This window comes from Legionella waltersii (assembly GCF_001468085.1).
Lineage (GTDB): Bacteria > Pseudomonadota > Gammaproteobacteria > Legionellales > Legionellaceae > Legionella > Legionella waltersii.
Map to the genome: position 1 here is coordinate 1 of NZ_LNZB01000041.1, position 21,737 is coordinate 21,737.

Below are 21,737 nucleotides of genomic sequence, written 5' to 3' on the forward strand. Positions count from 1 at the left end.
GCAGCTGAGTTCGGCATGAGCTTGATCGAAAATCAGATAAATTTTACTCCAAATATCAATTAGATGTTGGGAGTTATTTAGAAGTCCTAATTTATAAAGTATAGCAACTCAAAAAAATAAGCAGAAATTTGCCTTGTTTTAGGTGACCTTGATTATCTTTCACTTTTCTGGATAATAAAAAATCAGAACGAAAGGGAGCTCAATGATGTTAAAACGCGCGATTGATGCAGCAAAAGAAAATCAACCTATATCTACTACTGGTATGTTTGCACATACTTATTATTGGTTAACCTCACCTTCAGGGGACCAATCCTACCAAAATCCTTCTTCTCAAAAAGATCAGAAGAAAGAACTAGAAACAGCAGTGTATTTTATTCATGGCACAGCAGATCAGCCGGCAGCCTTTCAGCGAATTGCAAGACGCATGATTCGAGCAGGATTACCCAATGAGATAAGCTCATTAAATTTAATTGCTTTTGATCAACGTTATAAAGGAAAAAATATTGAGTTTTTTGCAGAAGAGCTTGGAAAAAAAATTGTTGGTAACAAACATCAACGAGTCATTTTAATTGCCCATTCCAGAGGTGGATTAGTGGCAGCTCATTTTGCGGAGTATCTTGCGAAGACACTTGGAATTGAAGTGATTTGTATCGTAACTATTGGAACCCCATTTAATGGTTCTTATCTTGCCATGAAGCCCTTGTCATTGTTTTCTGATTCAGTGAAGGAAATGGAGATTGGTAGCGAATTTCTTGAAACGCTTAAGCAAAAAATAGTAGAGAACCCAGCAAGTAAATACTATTTTGTGGTCGCAACAGAGGATAGCGTTGTTCCGGGAAAATCAGGATATATTGAAGACTACGTTAAAAATAATCCAAATTCACTCATTGAGCTTGATCGTCATGGACATCTTTCCATCATGTCCTCACATCGTTTAGTAGCCCTTATTGTGGATTGGGTGCACCACTATTTTAATTCAATTCCTAAGCAATCTGATGCAGTCATCATATCGAAAGTTTCAGAGCTCACTATTATAGAAGATTATACTCCCAAAACTTAATAGGCATGTTTCCTATTTTTTGGATAGTAGCAGGCGCCTCTTCTTGAGTCTGAAGAGTTTTCTTAGTCAACAACGATTGAAAAAAATGAGGGTTGTAGTTTAATGGTTTCAATTTAATTAAATCGTGTTCAGAATTTAAACTCAGCGGCATGCCATGCAAGAACTGATGTAGAACTTGTTTTTTATGAGCTCTCATCTTCTTGAGACGATGTAGTTTTTTGCGGCTAAAAGATAAGCGAGCTTTATGCTTTCTATCTTGTATGGATTTTTGTATTTTTTGAGTATTTAATAATTCATTGTGTCGGTTTAGTTCTAAAACGAGATTTCTTCTCGCATTCATTTTTTTTACTTCGTTGGGGTGCTTAGGATCAAAAAAACGTAATTGAGTCATCCAACATCTCCTTCTAATCCGTTACAAAGAGATCTTTTTGTGTTCACAATATGCAATTTAAGGATAGTAGTGAATTTAAAGAATGCAACTTAAGTCATTCAATTTTTTTTCTAAGGTGGTGTAAACTAAAAGTTAGTTTGTAGCTTGAGGAATTTTCTGGAGCGTAATCATGAAAGACTTAGTGGCTTATTCAGGAAAAAAAGTAGTTGAGCTTATCAAATCCAAAGAGATTTCTTGTGTCGAGGTCATGCAGGCTCATCTAGAGCGCATCGCTGAGATCAACCCAAGTATAAATTCAGTTGTTCAACAATTAAAACCTGATGAAGCCTTAAGACTAGCTCAGCAGGCGGATGATGACGTTGCTAAACAAAAAACACTAGGTGTCTTACATGGTTTGCCTGTAACTATCAAGGATGCTCGTCAAGTGAAGGGATTTTTTTGCACGTTCGGTACTGAAAGCCCCATGAACTTTACTGCTCAAAAAGATGCGACTGTTGTAGCACGATTAAAAAATGCGGGCGCTATTATAACTGGAATTAATAATATTCCAGATTTTTCAATGACTTATGATACGGACTGTGCCTTATATGGGCGATCTAACAATCCCTATGATCTTGCTCGTTCACCCGGTGGAAGTAGTGGGGCGGTAGCTGCGACCATAGCCGCGGGAGGAGCTTATTTTAGTATTGGATCCGATGCAGGAGGAAGTATTCGCCAACCAGCACATAACTGCGGGATCACCGGCATTAAACCAACTCTTAGATCAGTACCAGACACGGGTCTGTTTCCGAAAACCGGCAGTGAAGGGTTGTTTTATCAAATTGGAACTCAGGGGCCAATGGCACGTTATGTCGAAGATCTAATTCAAGTACTCCCATTGATTGTTGGACCTGATGACCAAGATCCCCATGTGGTTCCTGTTCATTGTCGTGATCCACAGAGAGTTAATTTGAAATCATTGCGAGTTCTTACTTATACCGACAATGGAGTAGTTACCCCCAGAGAGGATGTGGTCAATGCTATACAACTGGTTGCAAAAAAACTAGAAAGTGAGGTAGCCATTGTGGAAGAACGCTTTCCTATAGTAAGTAAAGAGCATTTTACTTGGTTTGAGGAGCTTTTTTTCTACGGTGATAAGGGATTGTGGCTGACTGAGCGCATGGAAAAAATGGGCGTAACAAAGGTAGCTCCTCCATTTAAAGTGATGTTAGAACGAGCAAAACAAAGTAGCTTCTCCGCAACGGAGATGCGAAATCGGTTAAGCTTAGTTGAACAGTTTAAATTTTACATGATGGAGTATATGCATAATTTTGATGTCATTATTTGTCCTGTTGCAACGACACCCGCTAACCTTTACGAAGTTAAAGAGGCGATAACCGAGCGCTTTGATTTAGCTTACGATCTAACTTATAACATACCCTACAACATGATGGGATGGCCTGCCGCATCAGTTCGTTGTGGCACTTCTAAAGAAGGTTTGCCTATAGGAGTTCAAATTGTTGCAAAATCATGGCGAGAGGATATTGTGCTTGCGGTTGCCAAACGTGTTGAGGAGTTGTTTGGCGGATGGAAAGCACCCTTGATTTGATTGACTAATGGTCGTATCAAAGGGTACGGACCCTGAGGAATCGACTCCTATTATAGTGCCCCAACTAATTTCTTCTCTGATGGTCAGTAAGCGTAGGCCCGGCGCTTCGCCTAAAGGCGCTGCCTTAAGCAGCGTTATTCGTGAAAGCGGATAGTTTCGTATCCACTTGCTGACGCGCGCGGCTCGGTTCACTCCCTGCTGTGGCTAGGATTTGATTCAGACATCCAAGATGAAACCGAGCCGCGCGCGTAAGCAAGCGGACTGATGCGGACCGTCCCCTGTTTAGAGATCGATAAGATGGGGACGGAATCCCGAGTGGGTTCCGTCCTCTTATTTAACCTTGTGGTTTTCACGAAGTCCTGTTAATAATAATTCAAGAGATAAGGGATTCATTCATTGAAATGCTGACAAGGAGGTCACATGGCTCTTAACGAAGAAATGGTTAGTAATTATCTTATTCATGCAAGATCTCTTAAGGCTATTAACAACCACCATGTAAAGGATTCCACAGGCAATAAAACCGGACAATTACCTTTAACCATAAAAATTGGTAGACATTGGATTGACGAGATTTTAGATCGCGACTATGAGCAGGAGAATGGGTGTTTAACAGAGGACGAACAAAACGCTTTGGTACAACTAAAAGACGCTCTTGATAGAAGAAATGTAAAGCTTACACAACGATCATCTCATCCCAGGACGGATGATTGCATTTACAGATCACCGGGAATTTTTGTTATTGTTTTGGTCTTTTTGTGATATATTAACTCATTTGGACAAGTGAGTATGAAAAGTGCGAATCGAGATGAGATTATTAAATTTATCTTTCACTTTTTAAACCATTTCGATAGTCCTAAATTTTCAATCGATGAGCTTCACGTCCAGCCTGAGAGTACAGATCCAGATAACTATATTCAGTTTATTAATAAACTATGCATCTGTCTTAGAAAGTTAAGAGAATCTAATCAATCTAAAATGAATCTCAAACTAGACACTATTCATCATATTTTGGTCATTGAAACGCTTAGTTATTTTCGCGCTTTGAGACTATCGAGGCCTCCATTTTTATTTGACATTTTCAGTCCTACTTCTGAACTATTACCGGAATTATTTGATTTTTTTATTAATGATTTGAAAGTAGATTATCGTGCAAAATGGATCTCACCTTTTCTTGATGTCAATCAGAACGGGAATACATTACTAATCTGGTTGATTGCGAATGCAAGAAACGATTCTGCTAAAGCATTATTGGACTGTTTGAAGGATAAGGAAGATGTAACTGCTTTTATGAATGAGTTTTCTAATTATTATAGAAATTCAGCCATCCATTTAATTGTTGGTAAAGGTTATAGAAACAGGGACTATAATGGCAACAAAATACAAACAACCAATCTAACTTTATTGGAGCAAATATTGAGTTATGGTGCTGACATTGATGCCCAAACAAGATCTGATAAATATACTCCTGGTTTAGGTGGCTGGACTGCATTGCATTTTGCATGTGTCAGACGAGATATGGCCTATATTCAATTTTTATTGGAGCACGGAGCAAACGCCTCTTTGAGAAATGAATTAGGTCAAACTCCTTTAGACATGGTAAAACTTGAGAGCAAAAAGGCAGAAAGCCTACTGGCATTACAGGTTGGGCCAAACAATTTTAAAGAAATCTATTTGGCTGATGAGAATATCGTGGAAGAAATTGAGCAATTGTTCAGTAATCATGCTGTTAATAACAGTAGTCTGCTTGTTGATTAAGGATATCTACTTTTTCAGTAATAAATAAGGGGACGCAATAAATAAGGGGACGGACCCCACTGGGGTCCGTCCCCATCCATTCTGGTCCCCATCGATTCTTCCCAGGCCATCAATTATCAAGCAAAATAACACAAATTTTAGAGTTGACACTTGCAACCCGAAATCAATCACTTTAATCTTGGCTGACTTTTTTAGGGGAATCATTATGCGCTACCTATTACTTGCTGTCTTAGCAACCCACACAATAATCTGCTCGGCTCAATCATGCGTTACCGAACGAAAGGTATTTATAGAAAATAAAAGCACGAAAGTATGGCAAACAACGTTATGCCCTCATCAGAAATTACCGCCCCACTCGCATGATTATGCTCGTGTTTTGATACCTGAGGAAGATGGACAAATTAAAGTAATCTATGAAACTGGCAAAGTCGAAGTGATTAATCTTCATAAAAAAATACCAATTTTTTTGAGTCTAGCACAGGGTAAAGAGTTGCATGAGGATGAAAATCCGGGGGATGAAACGTTGCACATGACTTTAATTGAGTTGAGAACTGCTGTTGCGGATCAATCGAACAGTAAATAGGATGTTAACTTGTGGGGATGAAAGAGCCTTGAGTTCCTTGACTTGTTTTGGCTTATGAAAAGGGTATTAATGACTAGTCTATTACCGTAAAGGAGCACGTATTTGTTCATCAGAAAAACGGGGACAGCTCGTCCCCATTAGCTATAAATAATGACATTGAATACAACTAGAACAAGTCTTTGACCATGGGTTGAATATATACACCACTATTGTATTCTTGCCAGTTATCTGCAGGTTTAATGTTGCATTTTTTTGAAACCATATGCCATCCAGGTTGATTCTTGTAACAGGCAGCTTGGAGGGTTCCAACGGCTGCAAACATAGAAGAAGCTAATATCATAACAACAGCTGATGCTTTGATCTTCATTTAAATCTCCTTTGAGTACATGACATCTTACTGTATTAAAGTAAAGCATTATGAGTATATATCATGCATCTGAGTTGTGCAAATTTGTATTAATTGATCGATGGGAAGGCAGATATTAGGGGTTTATGTAAAAACAACAACCATTAAAAAATACTCTAAACTGTTTGTATAGCCTTTTTGAAATTAAGTAAGGATATCAATCATGGCAAGTGTATTTTATGCGCTTAGACCAGGCACACAAACAATCGCTGAAATTCATTCTGGTATTAGAGCTTACAGAAAAGAAGGGGGAGAGGCTGATGGCAGAGTTTCTTGGGTAAATGGTTTGGATTTGCATACAACACTAATTCATTTCAAACAAATAGGCGATAAAGATATCGAACAAGTAAAGGGACTTGCAGACAAAGTTGCAATGCCCGAGGAGTTTTCTGCCAAGGTGGTTGATGTGAACATTTTGGGTGAAAGTATCGTGTTAATCTTTGATCATCAGGCCGCAAAAAAAATTCATGAAGATTTGCTAAAGCTTCATGAAAAAGAACTGTCCAGCGTTCCAATTAGTCGTCATTCTGGATTTATTGCCCATGTCAGTATTGGAAGCGTAAAAGATACAAAATCCGGAAATCATGAGGATATTATTGATGCACTCCGTAAAAAATTTGTTGGCACCTCACTTACTTTTGATCATGTTGATTTGATGACTGGACGAGTTGATAGAACCAATGGACCAGCATATGACACCATTTTGACAAAACCATTGGGGGATGATGGGAGCCAGAATAAACTGTCCAATGCCTTCTAAGTTCTGTTGATACTAACAGGACTAAACGTGATTTTTTATTGGCAATGAAATAATAAACTCCGATCCTTTACCTAAACTGCTATTGATTGAAATAGTTCCGTGATGCTCATGAACAATGCTATAAGAGATAGATAATCCCAAGCCTGTGCCTTTTCCTACAGGTTTGGTGGTAAAGAAGGGTTCAAATATTTTTTTCATGGTTTCCTTGCTCATGCCTTCACCAGTATCACGGATACTGATTTGAACATTATTTTGATTCTTGCTTGTAGAAATGGTGATTTCTCCCTTATCAGGGATTGCGTTTGCTGCATTCGTTAATACATTCATGAAGACTTGATTAATTTTACCCGGATAACAAGCGATTTCGGGGATATCGCCGTAATTTTTTACAATGGTGATGCGATCACGGAATAGATTGTGCAATAAAGTTAAAGTCGAATCGAGGTTCTCATGAATGTTAACGTATTTTAAATCAGTCTCATCCAGTCTTGAAAAGGTGCGTAGATCCTTTACGATGGTTGCAGTGCGCTTTGCTCCTTCTTCAATTCCATCAAGAAGCTGGTAAGTTTCTTTTAAAGTGTAAGGTAAATCTAATTCTTCACTGAGCATCCGGGCTTCTTTTAATTCCTCGCTTAAAGGAGGATTTGCACTTAACTCAATGTATTTATTCAATACTTGCATAATGTCTTGAATATCGTTTTTTAAAGGGACAATATTCGCAGAAATGAAATTAACGGGATTATTAATTTCATGAGCAATTCCTGCCGTTAAAACACCCAGAGAGGATAATTTTTCTGATTGAATTAATTGGGTTTCAGCTTGCTTTAAATGGCTTATTGCAACCTTAAGTTGCGCATTTTTATCGTGTAAATCCTGAGTCCTTTTTTGTACTCTAGACTCCAGTTCTAAATTGGTTTGATAAAGTTCATCTTGGGCTTTCTTTCGTTCAGTGATTAATGCAGACAATATCAATGTTGTAAAAAAGATAACCGCTACAAAGACCTGCAAAAACAGCAGGCTTATGGCTAAATTAGCCACGTGAAATTCTTCATATCCCTCGAGCTCAAGACAAAGCACCGAAATTGAAATAAGAAAGGCAAGCAGGGTTGCTTGTCGAGTATTAAAACGAACCGCTCCCCATACGCAATAAGGGATCAGGAGATAGGCTAGGGGATAGTGAAGTTTGTAGATGAGGAATGACGTAGCAATTAACAACACGATTAGAACAGTAAACTCTAGAGTTATTTTCCAATTAAAGCTAATCGTGGTTTTATACCAGGTCATTATTAAAGGCGTCACTGCTAAAACCCCTACCACATCACCGAGCCACCAAACAAACCAATTGTTTATTGATTGCTCTATTTTAATCATGTCAAACAGTAACATGGTCATCGTACCAAGTGTACAACTGGTAAGGCTGACCAAAATATCAGCGCCAAATATAAAAATTAAGGTATCTCTAACCGAGTAGAATGGGGTTTTAGTGTGAGTATAATATTCTATAAATTGAGCAGCAAAAACAGCTTGAAGTGTTGCACCAATTCCTAAAAGGCTGGATGATGCCCAACTTTGCCAAGAATATAGATTACCCAACAAGGCAGAGACAAAGGTTTCAGCAAAAAGAATTCCCCAGAAGACATGAGTTCCACACCATAATACAAGGGATAGGGCAATTCCTGATGGAATCCATAAAGGGGCAGCCATGGTTCCAGGTACAATCAACATATTGCCGATGAGTCCACCAAGAGTATACAAAAATACTGTGAGTAGATTTTGGAACCAAAATTTGGGAGTTTTGTAGAGATCCCAGTTCATGGTTTGAGGCCAATGACTTTGTATAGATTGATTTTATCCTCTTTCCCTCTAATGATTTGAGGACCGAGCTCCTCAACTAAAATGTGCTTAGCAGTTGCTTTGTAGGTGGATTCACTAATGAATACTGCATTGGGATTGTCTTTAGTGAGTTCTTCTATTCGTGATGCAGTATTAACAGTATCTCCAATGACACTGTATTCCATGTGCTCAATGGTTCCAATGTTTCCTACTATAACTTCTCCGGTATTTATTCCAATGCCTAAGTGAATTTCATGTCCAAGTTCAGCACTGTATTTATCATTGAGTATTTTTAATGCTTCTATCATTGCCAAACCACAGCGGACGGCATTTAAATGGTTATCAATGTGTGAAACAGGAGCACCAAATAGGGCAAGGACGCCATCACCTATCAGTTTGTTGACAATACCATGATTTTCCTGAACTTTTTGGTTCATGATGGCGAAATAAGTATTCAATAACTCAACGGTTTTTACAGGGCCCAGATGATCAGACAGTGACGTAAATTGGCGGATGTCTGCAAATAGAACGGACACTATTCGGTATTCGCCGTGCATTAAAGGACTGTCCTCATCTTCATTAATGATTTCATCCACTACATTTTTGGGCACGTATTTTTGAAATAGATCCAAGATCCTTTTTTGTTTGATGACTTCATTATTCAATTTCTCAATTAAAACAGTTCGTTCTTCTTCCAGTTGCACCACCTTCAACCCTGTATCAATACTCATTTTTAAGTCGGCAGGGTCCCATGGTTTTGTGATGTAACGAAATACTCTTCCGGTATTGATGGCTTTAATAATTGCTTCAATGTCTGTAAAACCAGTTAAAATCATGCGAATGGTGTTAGGGTATTCTGGAATAATGGATTCTAAAAACTGAACACCAGTCATCTCAGGCATGCGTTGATCGGTAATGACAATATGGATTTTATTCTGACGCATAACTTCCAGACCTTCTTGTCCAGAAGTTGCAGTGAAGACATTAAAATGACGACGGAAAGTAGCAACAAAAGCTGTCAAATTATTCGTTTCATCATCCACATAAAGAATATTGCTCTTTTCTTTATCCATTTAAGATCTTATTTAGAATCAAGGATGTCCTCACCTATCTATAGGAGATATTGATAGGCGTGTCAAGGTCAGTCCTTGATGTTTGCATGCAGATACAACATTAGCGCTTTTTGTACATGCATCCTATTTTCGCTTTGCGAAAAGATGATCGAAGCAGGGCTGTCCGGCAGTGTATCCGATACTTCCTTCCCTCGCTCCATAGGCATACAATGCATAAAGACTGCCTTTGGTTTGGCATAGGACATGAGTAATTCATTGACTTGAAAACCCTCAAACGCCACATTGTTTTCCTTTTCTTCAAAACCCATACTGGTCCATACGTCGGTGTAGACAGCATCAGCATGTTTAACAGCATCTTCGGGATTGCAAAAATGGTGAATCATTTCTGATTGAACGGTTTGAGCTTGTTGAAGAATTGCAGCATTAGGTTGATTGGATTTAGGACAACAGTAATGGATTTTTACGCCCAGTTGCGGCGCCAAGAGCATTAGGCTATGGAGTATGTTATTTCCATCGCCAATATAAGCAACAGTCAGCCCCTCCAATGCGCCAAATTGCTCCCAAAGACTGAATAAGTCAGCAAGAATCTGGCAGGGATGATGTAAAGCAGTAAGGCCATTAATTACAGGCACTTTTGCATGATTGGCGAGCTCCAGCAAATGCTCGTCAGCATGAGTTCTCATCATAATTAGGTCGGCGTAACCGTTTAGAACTCGTGCCATATCAGCTGGATCTTCTTGTTTTCTGGTGTTGCCAATGCTTTCAATGGCGATCCCTCCCATACTTTGAATGGCCATTGCAAAACTTAATCGAGTACGAAATGATGGTTTTTCAAATATCATCGCGAGACTTTTTCCAATTAATGTCTGGTAGTAAAGCGAAGGGTTTTGTTTGATGGCTTTGGCTTTTTGCAAAACATGCATTATTTCTTCAGAAGATAATTCTGTTCCTGTAAGAAAATGGCGGTGTTTTCGGGGGGATATGTCGTTCTTTATTTCTGAAGGCTTTCTATTGTTGGACTCAGCAAATGAACTGCCTGTTTCAAGACTAAATATCGCTTGTTGTAAGTTGATTACGAAGGTATTCGTGGATATTTCAGTGATAGGTTCAGCATTTGCTTCTTCCATTATTTGATGATCAATTGGAGTGGGAAAGGACATATTTCGCCTCCTTAGTTATATCTGTAAGTGAACATTGTTTTTCTAAGGCTTCAGCTACCCAAAGCCCTACCTGATGATGTGCTTCCCTGAAAGGAATGCCCTTCTTCACCAAGGATTCAAGAACCGCAGTAGCATCTAAAAAGCCCTTTTGTGATTTTTCTTGCATGAGTTCAGTATTAAAAGTAAGGCTCTTAAGAAATGGAGTCATTACCTCTAAGCATGAAGAAAGTGTATTCAACGAATCAAATAAGCCTTCTTTGTCTTCCTGCATGTCTTTATTGTAAGCAAGTGGTAAGCCTTTCATAACCGTCAAAATAGCCATTAAATGTCCGAATACTCGTCCAGTTTTGCCTCGAATCAGCTCTGGAACATCTGGGTTCTTTTTGTTAGGCATTAGGGATGAACCTGTTGCAAAGGCATCATCTAGGGTAATAAAGCCAAACTCCTGAGTTGACCAAATAATTAAATCTTCGCATAAACGAGAAAGATGCATCATTGTGATTGCTATCACACTGCATAATTCAATGACAAAGTCGCGGTCGCTTACTGCATCAAGAGTGTTCTCGACAATACCTGAAAATCCAAGAGTTTGAGCTACCCACTCTCTATCCAATGGCAAACTACTGCCTGCTAGAGCACCTGCACCTAAGGGTGAATAGTTCATGCGATCATGCCAATCAGCAAGTCTGCTTTTATCTCGGGAAAACATCGACTGGTAAGCACCAAAAAAAGCACCAAGTCGAATGGGCTGCGCTTGTTGTAAATGGGTGTAGCCTGGCATCCAATCTTGATCGTGCTTTTTGGACAGTTCTGCAAGGCCATCAATCAACTGTTGTAGAAGATTGCTGATGACCTCACTTCTATCTCGTGTAAACAATCGCAAATCTACTGCAACTTGATCATTTCTGCTGCGTCCAGTATGTAGTTTTTTTCCGACATCGCCTATTTTTTCAACCAATACATGCTCAATAAACATGTGAATGTCTTCACACTGTTCATCAAAATGATGCAGACCTTGTTGAAGTTCATGACGAATTTCTTCAAGTGCATTGACTATAGTTTGGCACTCTTCGGTAGTGATAATGTTCTGCTTAGCTAAGCCCTGAACATGGGCCTGACTTCCTTTGATATCCTGCTCAAACAATACCTTATCAAAGTGCAGAGAGGCATTGAATTTGTTGACTAAAGGATCCAGGCTTTTTTTAAATCGTCCTCCCCAAGTCTTATTGGTCATAATGCCCTCCTTGATGAACAAGACCATACACTTTGTCAGAGAGTGAAAACAGATTGATAAAACCTTCGGCATCTTTTTGGTTGTAGCTGCTGTCTTCTTCAAAAGTAGCTAAGTCTGGGTTGTGTAAACTAAATGGAGACTCTAATCCGAAAGGTATAATATTACCTTTGAACAATTTTAACCTTACTTGGCCAGAGACATGTTCTTGTGTAACATCGATAAAAGCATCAAGTGCGTGCTTGGTTTGCGAAAACCATCGACCCTCATAGATTAGATTGGCATAAGTTTGCTGTAAGGATTGTTTTAAGTGTAAAGTTGATCGGGTCAAGCAAAGGCTTTCCAGTAATTTATGGGCTTTGTACAAGACAGCTGCAGCTGGAGCTTCATAGATACCTCTGATCTTCATCCCAACTAAGCGGTTTTCAACAATGTCTGCCACGCCAATTCCGTGCAGACCAGCCATTTGGTTTAATTGATTTAATAAAGCCACTGGCTCAAGTTGTACCTCATTGATGGCAACTGGGACGCCTTTTTCAAAATCAAGCGTGATGATCTCTGCTTGTTGAGGTGTTTCTTCAATTGGCGAGGTCATGAGCAAGACATCATCTGGCATTGATTGTGCTGGGTCTTCTAAAACTCCACCTTCATGAGAAATATACCAAATATTATGATCTCTTGAGTAGGGCGATTTCGGAGTAACAGGAATTTCAATACCATGGATTTTGGCGTATTCAATGGCTTGCTGTCTGGATTTAATTTCCCAAGATCGCCAAGGGGCGATTATTTCCAAGTGCGGTGCCAAAGCTTTTACTGAATACTCGAATCGGACTTGATCATTTCCTTTTCCTGTTGCGCCGTGAGCAATGGCATCCACTTGTTCAGCAATAGCAATTTCGACTAACTTTTGAGCGATCAAAGGGCGTGAAATAGTTCCTAAGATATACTGATCCTCATACAGTGCTCCAGATTTAACGAGAGCCCATAAATAGTTCTTAACAAACTCGTCTTTTACATCCAGAACATACGCTTGAGAAGCACCACTTTTGAGGGCCTTATTTTTGATCTGGTTAAGATCTTCTTGTTGGCCAAGATCGCAAATGACAGCAATTATCTCTGCTTGATAGTAGTTTTCTTGAAGCCATGGGATCATGATGGATGTGTCCAATCCTCCAGAATAAGCCAGCGCGATTTTCTTTATCGTTTGTTTCATTGACATTCCCCTAGATAAAAACGTTGAATATAAGAAATGGGATCAGAGATCTGATCAGGTTTAAAGTCAGTCACAATAGTGCCATGTTTAATCACAATTAAACGTTCAGCAATTTGAGTGAGGAAGTTAAGATCGTGGGAGGCAATAATCATTGTCACATTCATTTTTTTGACTTCAAGAAGTAAGCTGATGACATCATGAGTTGTGACCATATCCAAGCCAGAAGTGGGTTCATCGCATAAGAGTAAATGAGGTTGCATCATTAAACTTCGAGCCAGAGCAACGCGTTGCTTTTGCCCACCGGATAGTTGTTGAGGAAATGAGTATGCTTTGTCTGAAATTCCTAGTGTATTAAGAAGCTCCATGGCTTTTTCTTTATGGTTTGCAGTCTTGTCGTGCAATTGGGGGGCATAAATTAGATTATCCAGAGTGTTCATGTGTGGAAAAAGCTGGAAATCCTGAAACATGAAACCACTGTTGCCATTAAATTCCATTGTGCCTGAGTCTAAGGATTCTAATTTTTGAATGCAGCGTAAGAGGGTGGACTTCCCACTACCCGATGGACCCGCAAGGCCGACCAAAGTATTTGCCTCAATCGTAAGATTAATTTGATTTAATACCTGTAAGTTGCCAAATTGTTTAGTTGCCTTATTAATGTGTAACATAATCGCCTCTGTTCTCAATTTTTTTACCGAGCATTTCGATGATCAAAACCAATCCGTAGTAATAGGCTCCCGCAATGCATAAGGGCATAAAATAGGTAAATTGTTCAGCTGCCAAAGATTGGGCACTTCTCATTAAATCCATTCCACCAATCGTAGAAATCAAAGCAGTTTCTTTCAGCAAAGCGATTACTTCATTAACCATCGCTGGAAAAATGTTTTTTAATACCTGAGGGAAGACAATGTCTTTCCACATAAACCATTTTGAAATCTGTAGGGTGGCTGCTGCTTCAAATTGTCCCTTGGGTATACTTTCTATTCCTGCTCTTAAAATTTCGGCAAAATACGCAGAGCTGTTTAATCCAAAAGCAATTATTCCGGCAGTAAGAATTCCTGGTCTAAGTCCAGTCACTTGATGTGCAGAGAAATAAATGATACTGAGCTGTAAAATTAAAGGAGTACCTCGCATAATGGAGATGAATCGATTAATGATCAGAGTTGCTACTCCTTGATACCGGCAGACGGCCCAAATGCCCCCCAATACAAGGCCGATAACGATTCCGCCACCAAGTAATTCCAAGGTTAAACTTATCCCTTTACCTATGAATAATAGATTTTGTATTAAATCGTTCATATTGAATCCTTTAACCAGGACTCTTCTAGTTTTTGGAGCTCTCCCTTCGCTTTGAGATTTTGTAAAGCCTTGTTTATCTCAGCAGTGAGTGGAGAGCCTTTTTTTGTCGCTAGTGCATAGCCAGAGTCAGCTTTAGCAATGACTGAATAAGAGAGATCTCCATGCTTTTTACTAAAAACCTTGCCCTGAACCCCATCCATTAAAACAACATCAACATGGCCTGCTATTAAAGATTGAATCGCCAGATTGTTATTATCCAGGGTAGTGATTTCCACTTGGGGATAATTTTGTCGTAACCATAGTTCCATCACGCTACCTAGCTGTACCGCCACTTTTTTCCCTTGTAGCTGTGTTGGTTTCGTGATTGGTTGAAGGCTGTGATAGACCGCGGCCATTCCTTCAAAATAATAGGGATCCGAGAAATCAAAGTTTGCCTTTCTCTCCTCAGTAATGGAAATGGTTGCTATGGCTACTTCATCTTGTCCTGAGCTTACGGCGGGTAATACAGTGCTGAATTGCATATTATCAAATACTGCATTTTTCCCCATTTCTTTGGCGATTAGTTTTGCTAATTCAATATCAAAACCTTTAATCTCCCCATGATCATTGTATTCAAAAGGTGGATATTCCGCTGATGTCGAAAAATGCAGGTCTAATTTGTTTTCTTGCTTTCCGCACGACACAAGAAAAATCATTGTAGCGAGTAAAATAAGCTTTAAAGAAGGTTTCATTTGAATGCATATCCAATAATTATCCATTTTATGAATATACAGATATTCAATTGTAAAGTCAATGATAAGTGAATATAATTCCAATTCTAAGAGTGTGTATTCATTACGCCCAGCATTTCAGGAGAGCAGAGTTGACCCATGATAGCTTTTTAGATGATCTAATTATGACCATCATTCAATCTGAAACCATCGCTGAACAAAGTGATTTACAGGACAGTTTAAAAAAACGCGGATACGACATTCCTCAAGCCACCTTATCTCGACGACTAAAAAAATTAAAAATCATTAAGGTGGGAGGAGTTTATAAGATTATCGATTACAACCAACCTGGTTTACCGCTGGTGCTAAATATTCAAGTCTCCGAATTTGGTTTGATTGTCTTACAAACGCACCCTGGAAATGCCAATAGTCTTGCCTACTATTTAGATAGAAAATACGTTTCATTCTCCATGCATGAGGCTTCGGAGACGGGTATATTGGGTACCATTGCAGGGGATGATACGGTATTACTCATCCTTAAAGCTAAGCCCGATCAAGAAAAAGTATACCGTATGTTGCTTGCTGAGTTTCCCTATCTTAAATAGGAGACTCTATTTAAGATCGTCTATACTCTATATAGCTGTTCTAAAGTTAACATTAACTAGCCTTACTTAAAATGGATGAAAATACATGGCTATTCCAAATTCAATAAATCCAGCTGACATGAATAGAATGATGGTCTACACCTCTATTTTTGCAGGTTTGAATGAGCATGAACAAAATATGTTGGCTGAAAAGTGTGTGCTTGAGGAGCGTGGTGCGAATGAGGTTGTTATAAAACAAGGCGATATTGGAGATCGTTTGTATTTCATCGCCAAAGGGAATGTTCTTGTATCAAGGCTAAGTGAGTCCAAGCAAATGAAACGTATCACTACATTGACGGTGGGGGATGTGTTTGGGGAAATCTCCGTTTTGAGAAATGTTCCCAGAACCGCTTACGTGACGACTTTGACCCCATGTACGTTTCTAACCATTGATGGCAAAAGTTACATGAATATTTATCAGTATTTTTCCCCTGCATCCAGGAACAATATTCAACTCATTATTGAAAAACGCTTAAAACAGCAAAAGCTTTGATGGTGCCTATTGAGAGTTCGCAATATCACCTAGGTATTGTCCTCAAATTCTTTGAAATAAAAAGGTTGAGGGGGAATGACTTTCTTTGATTTCCATATCACCTTAAATTGACCATTTTTCTGTAATTGACCAATCATAGCTGGTTTGGCTAGATGATGATTTGGCTCCATGCTTTCAATGTATCCACTAGGTGTTTCCAATTTTTGCCCAATCATTGCTTTGCGAACGGCATCAACATCAAAGGTGCCAGCTTGTTCAACAGCCGCTTTCCACATTCTAATTCCTGTTCTCGTGGCTTCCATAGGATCGGTAGTTAGAGGATGATCCTCTCCTCTGAGATGATTGGTTTCAGAGTAGGCAATCCAGTCTTCAATCCATTTATTATTAATGGGGTTATCGAGGGACATGAAATAGCTCCAAGAGGTGTATACTTTCCCTAAGGCATTGATGTGATACCCTCTAAACTCTTCCTCACTCACTGAAAAGGCCATCACTTCAAGATCTTCTGCTTCAAACCCTTCATTGTTGAGAGCGCGATAAAAGTAGAAATTGGATTCTCCATTAATGGTAGAAATCACTGCGGTAGGTCCTTTTGATAGTGAACTGTATACTTCGTTGATCAGTGAACCAAAATCACTGTATTCAAATGGGAAGTAATACTCCTTGATTGAGTCACTAGCAACACCTTTTGAATTTAAATATTGACGAACTATCATGTTGGTCACGTGAGGATAAATATAATCAGTACCTACCAGTATCCATTGTTTTTGTGGGTTGCTCTTATTGCCCATTAAATATTGAATCGCTGGAATAACTTGTTGGTTTGGAGTAAGCCCAGTATAAAAAATGTTATTTGATTGCTCTCCTCCTTCATATTGGACCGGATAAAACAGCAAGCCATTGTATTTTTCCAATACAGGTAATACTGCTTTTCTTGAAACGGAAGTCCAACAACCAAAAATGACAGCAACTTTATCAAGTAATAATAGCTTTTTTGCTTTTTTAGGGTACAGAGACCAGTTTGATTCGGGGTTTTCAATAACTGGCTCTACGGGATGTCCTAAGACACCACCTTCTTGATTGATTAAATCAATCTCCATGAGCAAGGTATCTTTTAAAGAGGTTTCTGAATTTCCCATTACCCCAGATAAAGATTGAAGAATGCCTATTTTGATGGGTTCTCTTACTGAGTCATTCGAACTGCATGAAAGAAATAGCATGCCTATTATGGAAATAGCGGCTAACTTTATATAATGATTGGATAAAAACAGCTTCAATTTTATCTCTCCTTAAGATGCATCATTAACGTACTTGCATGTAATGCAATACTTTTTGTATGGGCGCAAAAGATATTTTTGATGAGCCCTTAAAAGGTTCATCAAAAATAAATATGAACGCAATCAAAGAGGCAATTAACGCCACATAAAAGAAATTCATAACGATGTTTAGTGTTGAGTAATGAGTGAACGAAATAGCCACAAAGATAATAAATAATGTAGTAAGAATGGTTAGCCAAAAGATACGATCTAGTTTGATGTCCGCACTTTGGATAATTTGCTGTCGTGACTGCATTAAATCCACCGTTAAAGAGATGATTTTCTCGTAGATAACCTGATCGTGTTGACTTTGGGGTCTATAAGTATAAATGGATTTGGTGATTGGATTAAGTAATCTTCGAGTGCGCTCGCTTCCGGATCCTTTTGTTAATGCTGGCCATTCATCTTCGATGAGTGATTGGGTGTACATTATCAGATCTTTATGAATTTCTTTAAATTCGGGTTCATTCATTTTAGTGATTATGTTATCCAGATTGTTGAGCTGCGAGGCTTCATTCGAAATCATCATCTGAACGTTTTTATAGGTTGTTTTTGCCTCAACAAAAGCCAAACCCAAAATTAAACTCAATGCCACAGTCATTGCACCAATGGAGTCAAAAAGAAGGGGATTTGTTGTTTGTCCGGACAAAAAATACTTATGACAGAACCACCGAATGACAAGTTGTGCAATAACAATTGGGAAAACAATCAGGGGGAGGATAATAATATCCGGAAAATGATGAAGCCAATCAAACATTAGAATATTCCCTTACACAATAATTTTTAATACCAGTATTGCACAAGTTCAAAAAAATTGAATCCATGTTCGACTCTACTTTCATAGGAATTTGCTTCCCTTCTTTAAAAAAATTAGGATAGTGATTCACTGAATTTAGCGAGGAGCAGGGATGTCTTTTATACAAGAGTTTAAAGAATTCGCCATGCGTGGTAATGTCATGGATCTAGCAATTGCGGTCGTTATCGGTGCTGCATTTGGTAAGATTGTGAGTGCATTTGTCGATGGAATTGTTATGCCGCTCATAGGACTATTACTAGGTGGAATAAATATTGCAAATAAGTCAATGACTATTGGTGATGCTGTAGTGAAATGGGGGTTGTTCTTGCAATCGATCATTGACTTCACCATTATCGCTTTTGCCATCTTTGTTGCCATCAAGCTTATAAATCTGGTAAAACGCAAAGCGGAAGAGGCGACAGCAGAAAAAATCACCGCAGAAAGCTTGCTCACTGAAATACGAGATATCATGAAATCGTCTAAAGGCAAATGAGATCTGGAAAGGGATGCGTAAAAGGGGACGGACCCCACTGGGGTCCGTCCCCAAGGACTCCGAAAGTTCCCTAAAGGTCAATGATTATTTGGTTATCCACTCTCTTACTCTAGCCGATCGGATTTATTTTGTGCCAACCGAGCTAAGACCGTAAGGAGTCGGATATGATAAGCGCCAAATGGAACAGGTTATTATAAACATAAACACAACTAGGAATTGATATGGATGCGAATAAAAAATATGGACTGTTGAAGATTGCTCTCGTTGTTGTAGGCTTGATATTCGTTTTTGGTATTTACCCATTGACTGTTGTATGGCCTGCTGGTTGGGCATGGCATATTGGGGGCGTTTCGTTGTATCTGCAAATGATACTGGGTGTATACGCTACATTAGGCGTTTTTTTAATTCTAGCGGCTAAAAATCCACTCGAAAACTTGAGTTTAATATGGTTCACTGTATGGTCAAGTATAGTGCACGCAGGGATTATGGCTGCTCAATCTATCTATTTTCCTGAACATATGGGCCATCTTTATGGTGATGTTCCAGCTCTATTGATAGTTGCACTCTTATTGGCCCTATTAACGCCTAGAAAAAAACCTCTTTAAATTCTTCAATAAATATGGCATCTATTCAGCTTGCAAATTCTAAATGGAATTAAACACTTAGATATTTAGCAAGCTGATTAAGTCGAAATCTATTTGGCTTTTACAAGGCCTTGAGTGTTCGCTTAGTAAGTCATTTTAAATAACAATTTAAGCAGGAGAAGGGTAAGTAATGAAAAACAATAACTATCCGATTAGTGGTACATTTGAAAGAGTTGCAAATCAGACAAACTTTGAAGAGTTTGACGTGACCAAAAGGACAATATTTGCATGCTCATGTTTTTACAAACTGATAAGGAAACAACCCTCATGAATGATTTTAATGACGCTGTTCAAGTTCGTTCTAACGAAGAATTATTAAATTTCAGAAAAAAACACTTTTTACCTACAGTTGCACATTACCATCAAACTGCAATTCAACTTACAAAAGCACAAGATACTTACGTATGGGACTCTGAAGGCAAGCGTTATCTTGATGCAATAGGAGGAATTGTATGCATATCTGCAGGACACAATCACCCAAAAATTAAAAAAGCATTAATCGAGGCTCTTGAAGACAATACCATTCAACACACCAGTCTTCTCTATTTAAATCAGGCGCCAGTAGATACTGCAGAACGTTTGCTAGAAGAAGCACCCAATGGTATGGATAGAGTGTCCTTTACCAACTCTGGTTCAGAGGCCAATGAATTAGCAATTATGGCTGCTCGACATGCAACCGGGGAAACCATGGTTGTGAACGTTCGTCACTCATACCATGGAGGTACATCAGGTGCTTTAGCGTCTTGTGGTCATGCGGTTTGGCGTTTTAAAGCCCAGCCAGTTACTGGAGTAACTTCAGCAGTTGAACCTTACTGTTATCGTTGCCCGTTTAAGAGTAAACCAGATGATTGTGGTTTGGAATGTGCAAAAAATGTTGAAACAACGATTCAAAACACAACTCATGGCAAAATTGCAGCTTTTATTTTGGAACCCATCATGGGCGTAGGTGGTTTTATAACTCCGCCGGATGAATACTTTGGTGAAGTCGCTAAAATCGTTCATAATTACGGTGGGAAATACATCAGCGACGAAGTACAAACAGGTGCTGGACGTGGTGGTGGTGATCTATTGATGACAAAGACATTAGGTATTGACGCTGACATGGTTACCATGGCTAAAGGTTTTGGAAATGGTGCGCCGGTTGGGGCTGTGCTGATGAAGACTGACGTTGCTGAAACAATGACGGATAAAGTTTATTTTAATACCTTTGCTGGTGACCCATTGCAAATGATCCAGTCGAAGCTTACCTTAGAAATCATCAAAGAAGAAAAGCTTGTGGAAAATGCACGAGTCATGGGTGAGCTTTTAAAAGACGGATTGCTCCAATTGCAATTAAAACATTCTCTCATTGGAGATGTTCGTGGACGTGGATTGATGTTAGGGATTGAGTTAGTTAAAGACAGAATTACAAAAGTCCCTGCAACCGAAGAAACTATTCAACTCATGGACATGTGTAAGGACAAAGGTTTACTCCTTGGAAAAGGTGGACGTTTTGGAAATGTTTTTCGAATTGCCCCCCCTTTAACGATTACACGAGAGCAAGTCAATTTTATGCTTGAAACGATTGATGAGTGTTTATCTGATCTGTCGCGTTTATATCTCTTATAAAAAATTGCAAACAATCAACATGAAGAGGATGGATCTCGCGGTCCGTCCCTGAGCGATCCACACGAATTTTAGTCATATACCCCATGCTCCAGTTGAGTATTTATCACCATCTGGAGCAAAAACTGCAAAGCCAGAATCAAATCAGAATTCGAGATTTCCATTTGTTTTTTTATTACCTCTCTCCCTAAATACACGATTGATAAAGAGGAGGTAAATTTGGCGGAGTGAGCCTGAAAATCAGCAGCTTTGCCCTGATGAGTAATAAGGATGCCAGCAAGCCATGCTGCAAAAGTAGCAATTGCTGCAATGAGTAACAAAATATCCATTCGCTGAGGAGCTCGCGTTAAACTATCTTTAAGTCCAAGGCCATAGTGAGGACACTTGGTGTCTCTAAAATTTTCTTCAATCCGCATGCGTTGGCGGTAGATGTTGACAATATGGTTTGGATTATCCCGCGCCTGAGCAAGAGAGGTTACAAGGAGCCATGGCTCTTTAGCAGCCTTTGAATGCTTTTTGCTTTTACCAGAAGCAGCGATCTTCTTATTGAGGTTACGCTGATGTCTATGTTTACTTTTGCCTTTGTAAAGCACTAAATCAACAGGCACTTGTTTTTCTTCAGTTAAGAGCGCATGCCCCAAATGGGCAGGTTTTCCCGTTGCTTGTTCAAAAAAAAGCGAGCTTAAT

General features: G+C 39.1%; 24 protein-coding genes. 11 read left to right on the plus strand and 13 right to left on the minus strand.

The window, feature by feature from the left end; genetic code table 11:
- Positions 1 to 205 precede the first annotated feature (205 nt).
- Positions 206 to 1,060 (plus strand): esterase/lipase family protein, encoded by an 855-nt coding sequence (locus Lwal_RS08660; protein ID WP_058480570.1) that lies wholly within the window; start codon positions 206 to 208, stop codon positions 1,058 to 1,060.
- Here Lwal_RS08660 and Lwal_RS08665 read toward each other — a convergent pair.
- Entirely contained in the window at positions 1,032 to 1,451 is a 420-nt protein-coding gene (locus Lwal_RS08665) for a hypothetical protein (RefSeq protein WP_058480407.1), read from the minus strand. The genes Lwal_RS08660 and Lwal_RS08665 overlap by 29 nt on opposite strands.
- 169 nt (positions 1,452 to 1,620) lie before the next feature.
- Between Lwal_RS08665 and Lwal_RS08670 the strand changes: the two genes are divergently transcribed.
- The 4 genes from Lwal_RS08670 (at position 1,621) to Lwal_RS08690 (ending at position 5,377) form a co-directional block, all read left to right on the plus strand.
- Positions 1,621 to 3,039 carry an amidase gene (locus Lwal_RS08670; protein WP_058480408.1) on the plus strand — a complete coding sequence of 473 codons (1,419 nt, stop codon included), beginning with the start codon at positions 1,621 to 1,623 and terminating at the stop codon, positions 3,037 to 3,039.
- A 420-nt stretch (positions 3,040 to 3,459) separates the two neighbouring features.
- Positions 3,460 to 3,798, plus strand: coding sequence for a hypothetical protein (locus tag Lwal_RS08675; protein ID WP_058480409.1), 339 nt, complete (start codon positions 3,460 to 3,462; stop codon positions 3,796 to 3,798).
- A 27-nt stretch (positions 3,799 to 3,825) separates the two neighbouring features.
- On the plus strand, positions 3,826 to 4,794 hold the full coding sequence (locus tag Lwal_RS08680; protein ID WP_058480410.1) for an ankyrin repeat domain-containing protein: 969 nt from the start codon (positions 3,826 to 3,828) through the stop codon (positions 4,792 to 4,794).
- Between the two features lie 205 nt (positions 4,795 to 4,999).
- Positions 5,000 to 5,377, plus strand: coding sequence for a hypothetical protein (locus Lwal_RS08690; protein ID WP_058480412.1), 378 nt, complete (start codon positions 5,000 to 5,002; stop codon positions 5,375 to 5,377).
- Positions 5,378 to 5,543: 166 nt separating this feature from the next.
- Here Lwal_RS08690 and Lwal_RS08695 read toward each other — a convergent pair whose 3' ends face one another.
- Complete coding sequence (locus Lwal_RS08695; RefSeq protein ID WP_058480413.1) at positions 5,544 to 5,744, minus strand: hypothetical protein; 201 nt, start codon at positions 5,742 to 5,744, stop codon at positions 5,544 to 5,546.
- Positions 5,745 to 5,946: 202 nt separating this feature from the next.
- Here Lwal_RS08695 and Lwal_RS08700 point away from each other — a divergent pair, with 202 nt between their 5' ends.
- Positions 5,947 to 6,543 (plus strand): 2'-5' RNA ligase family protein, encoded by a 597-nt coding sequence (locus Lwal_RS08700; RefSeq protein WP_058480414.1) that lies wholly within the window; start codon positions 5,947 to 5,949, stop codon positions 6,541 to 6,543.
- A 21-nt stretch (positions 6,544 to 6,564) separates the two neighbouring features.
- On the opposite strand, the gene Lwal_RS08705 is transcribed toward Lwal_RS08700, so the two are convergent.
- From Lwal_RS08705 to Lwal_RS08740, 8 genes are all read right to left on the minus strand, one after another.
- Positions 6,565 to 8,358: an MASE1 domain-containing protein gene (locus Lwal_RS08705; RefSeq protein ID WP_058480415.1), complete on the minus strand. Its 1,794-nt coding sequence runs from the start codon at positions 8,356 to 8,358 to the stop codon at positions 6,565 to 6,567.
- The gene (locus tag Lwal_RS08710) at positions 8,355 to 9,449 is read right to left on the minus strand and encodes an adenylate/guanylate cyclase domain-containing protein (protein ID WP_058480416.1); all 1,095 of its coding nucleotides are present in this window, start codon (positions 9,447 to 9,449) and stop codon (positions 8,355 to 8,357) included. Before Lwal_RS08710 ends, Lwal_RS08705 begins: the two co-directional genes overlap by 4 nt.
- Positions 9,450 to 9,517: 68 nt before the next feature.
- Positions 9,518 to 10,609: an ornithine carbamoyltransferase gene (gene argF / locus Lwal_RS08715; protein WP_058480417.1), complete on the minus strand. Its 1,092-nt coding sequence runs from the start codon at positions 10,607 to 10,609 to the stop codon at positions 9,518 to 9,520.
- On the minus strand, positions 10,587 to 11,843 hold the full coding sequence (gene argH / locus Lwal_RS08720) for an argininosuccinate lyase (RefSeq protein ID WP_058480418.1): 1,257 nt from the start codon (positions 11,841 to 11,843) through the stop codon (positions 10,587 to 10,589). Before argH ends, argF begins: the two co-directional genes overlap by 23 nt.
- The gene (locus Lwal_RS08725) at positions 11,833 to 13,053 is read right to left on the minus strand and encodes an argininosuccinate synthase (protein WP_058480419.1); all 1,221 of its coding nucleotides are present in this window, start codon (positions 13,051 to 13,053) and stop codon (positions 11,833 to 11,835) included. The genes argH and Lwal_RS08725 overlap by 11 nt, the downstream gene beginning before the upstream one ends.
- Positions 13,050 to 13,718, minus strand: coding sequence for an amino acid ABC transporter ATP-binding protein (locus tag Lwal_RS08730; RefSeq protein ID WP_058480420.1), 669 nt, complete (start codon positions 13,716 to 13,718; stop codon positions 13,050 to 13,052). Before Lwal_RS08730 ends, Lwal_RS08725 begins: the two co-directional genes overlap by 4 nt.
- Positions 13,705 to 14,349, minus strand: a complete 645-nt coding sequence (locus Lwal_RS08735; RefSeq protein WP_058480421.1) for an amino acid ABC transporter permease — start codon at positions 14,347 to 14,349, stop codon at positions 13,705 to 13,707. The genes Lwal_RS08730 and Lwal_RS08735 overlap by 14 nt, the downstream gene beginning before the upstream one ends.
- Complete coding sequence (locus tag Lwal_RS08740) at positions 14,346 to 15,080, minus strand: substrate-binding periplasmic protein (protein WP_058480422.1); 735 nt, start codon at positions 15,078 to 15,080, stop codon at positions 14,346 to 14,348. The genes Lwal_RS08735 and Lwal_RS08740 overlap by 4 nt, the downstream gene beginning before the upstream one ends.
- Positions 15,081 to 15,211: 131 nt before the next feature.
- Here Lwal_RS08740 and Lwal_RS08745 point away from each other — a divergent pair, with 131 nt between their 5' ends.
- Both Lwal_RS08745 and Lwal_RS08750 read left to right on the plus strand, forming a co-directional pair.
- Entirely contained in the window at positions 15,212 to 15,664 is a 453-nt protein-coding gene (locus Lwal_RS08745) for an arginine repressor (protein WP_058480423.1), read from the plus strand.
- A gap of 85 nt (positions 15,665 to 15,749) precedes the next feature.
- Complete coding sequence (locus Lwal_RS08750; RefSeq protein WP_058480424.1) at positions 15,750 to 16,196, plus strand: cyclic nucleotide-binding domain-containing protein; 447 nt, start codon at positions 15,750 to 15,752, stop codon at positions 16,194 to 16,196.
- Between the two features lie 29 nt (positions 16,197 to 16,225).
- Here Lwal_RS08750 and Lwal_RS08755 read toward each other — a convergent pair whose 3' ends face one another.
- Together Lwal_RS08755 and Lwal_RS08760 are read right to left on the minus strand one after the other, a co-directional pair.
- Complete coding sequence (locus tag Lwal_RS08755; protein ID WP_197697697.1) at positions 16,226 to 17,473, minus strand: ABC transporter substrate-binding protein; 1,248 nt, start codon at positions 17,471 to 17,473, stop codon at positions 16,226 to 16,228.
- 25 nt (positions 17,474 to 17,498) lie between these two features.
- A complete protein-coding gene (locus tag Lwal_RS08760; RefSeq protein WP_058480425.1) occupies positions 17,499 to 18,269 on the minus strand; it encodes a bestrophin-like domain in 771 nt (256 codons plus the stop codon).
- 151 nt (positions 18,270 to 18,420) lie between these two features.
- Between Lwal_RS08760 and mscL the strand changes: the two genes are divergently transcribed.
- The 3 genes from mscL to Lwal_RS08775 all read left to right on the plus strand — a co-directional run bounded on the left by mscL (position 18,421) and on the right by Lwal_RS08775 (position 21,053).
- A complete protein-coding gene (gene mscL / locus Lwal_RS08765) occupies positions 18,421 to 18,801 on the plus strand; it encodes a large-conductance mechanosensitive channel protein MscL (RefSeq protein ID WP_058480426.1) in 381 nt (126 codons plus the stop codon).
- A 221-nt stretch (positions 18,802 to 19,022) separates the two neighbouring features.
- On the plus strand, positions 19,023 to 19,406 hold the full coding sequence (locus Lwal_RS08770; RefSeq protein ID WP_058480427.1) for a DUF6632 domain-containing protein: 384 nt from the start codon (positions 19,023 to 19,025) through the stop codon (positions 19,404 to 19,406).
- Positions 19,407 to 19,712: 306 nt separating this feature from the next.
- The gene (locus tag Lwal_RS08775; protein WP_058480572.1) at positions 19,713 to 21,053 is read left to right on the plus strand and encodes an aspartate aminotransferase family protein; all 1,341 of its coding nucleotides are present in this window, start codon (positions 19,713 to 19,715) and stop codon (positions 21,051 to 21,053) included.
- 68 nt (positions 21,054 to 21,121) lie between these two features.
- Here the strand turns inward: Lwal_RS08775 and Lwal_RS08780 are convergent.
- Positions 21,122 to 21,737, minus strand: a 616-nt coding sequence (locus tag Lwal_RS08780) for a transposase (RefSeq protein ID WP_238584287.1), incomplete at its 5' end; no start/stop codon positions are given.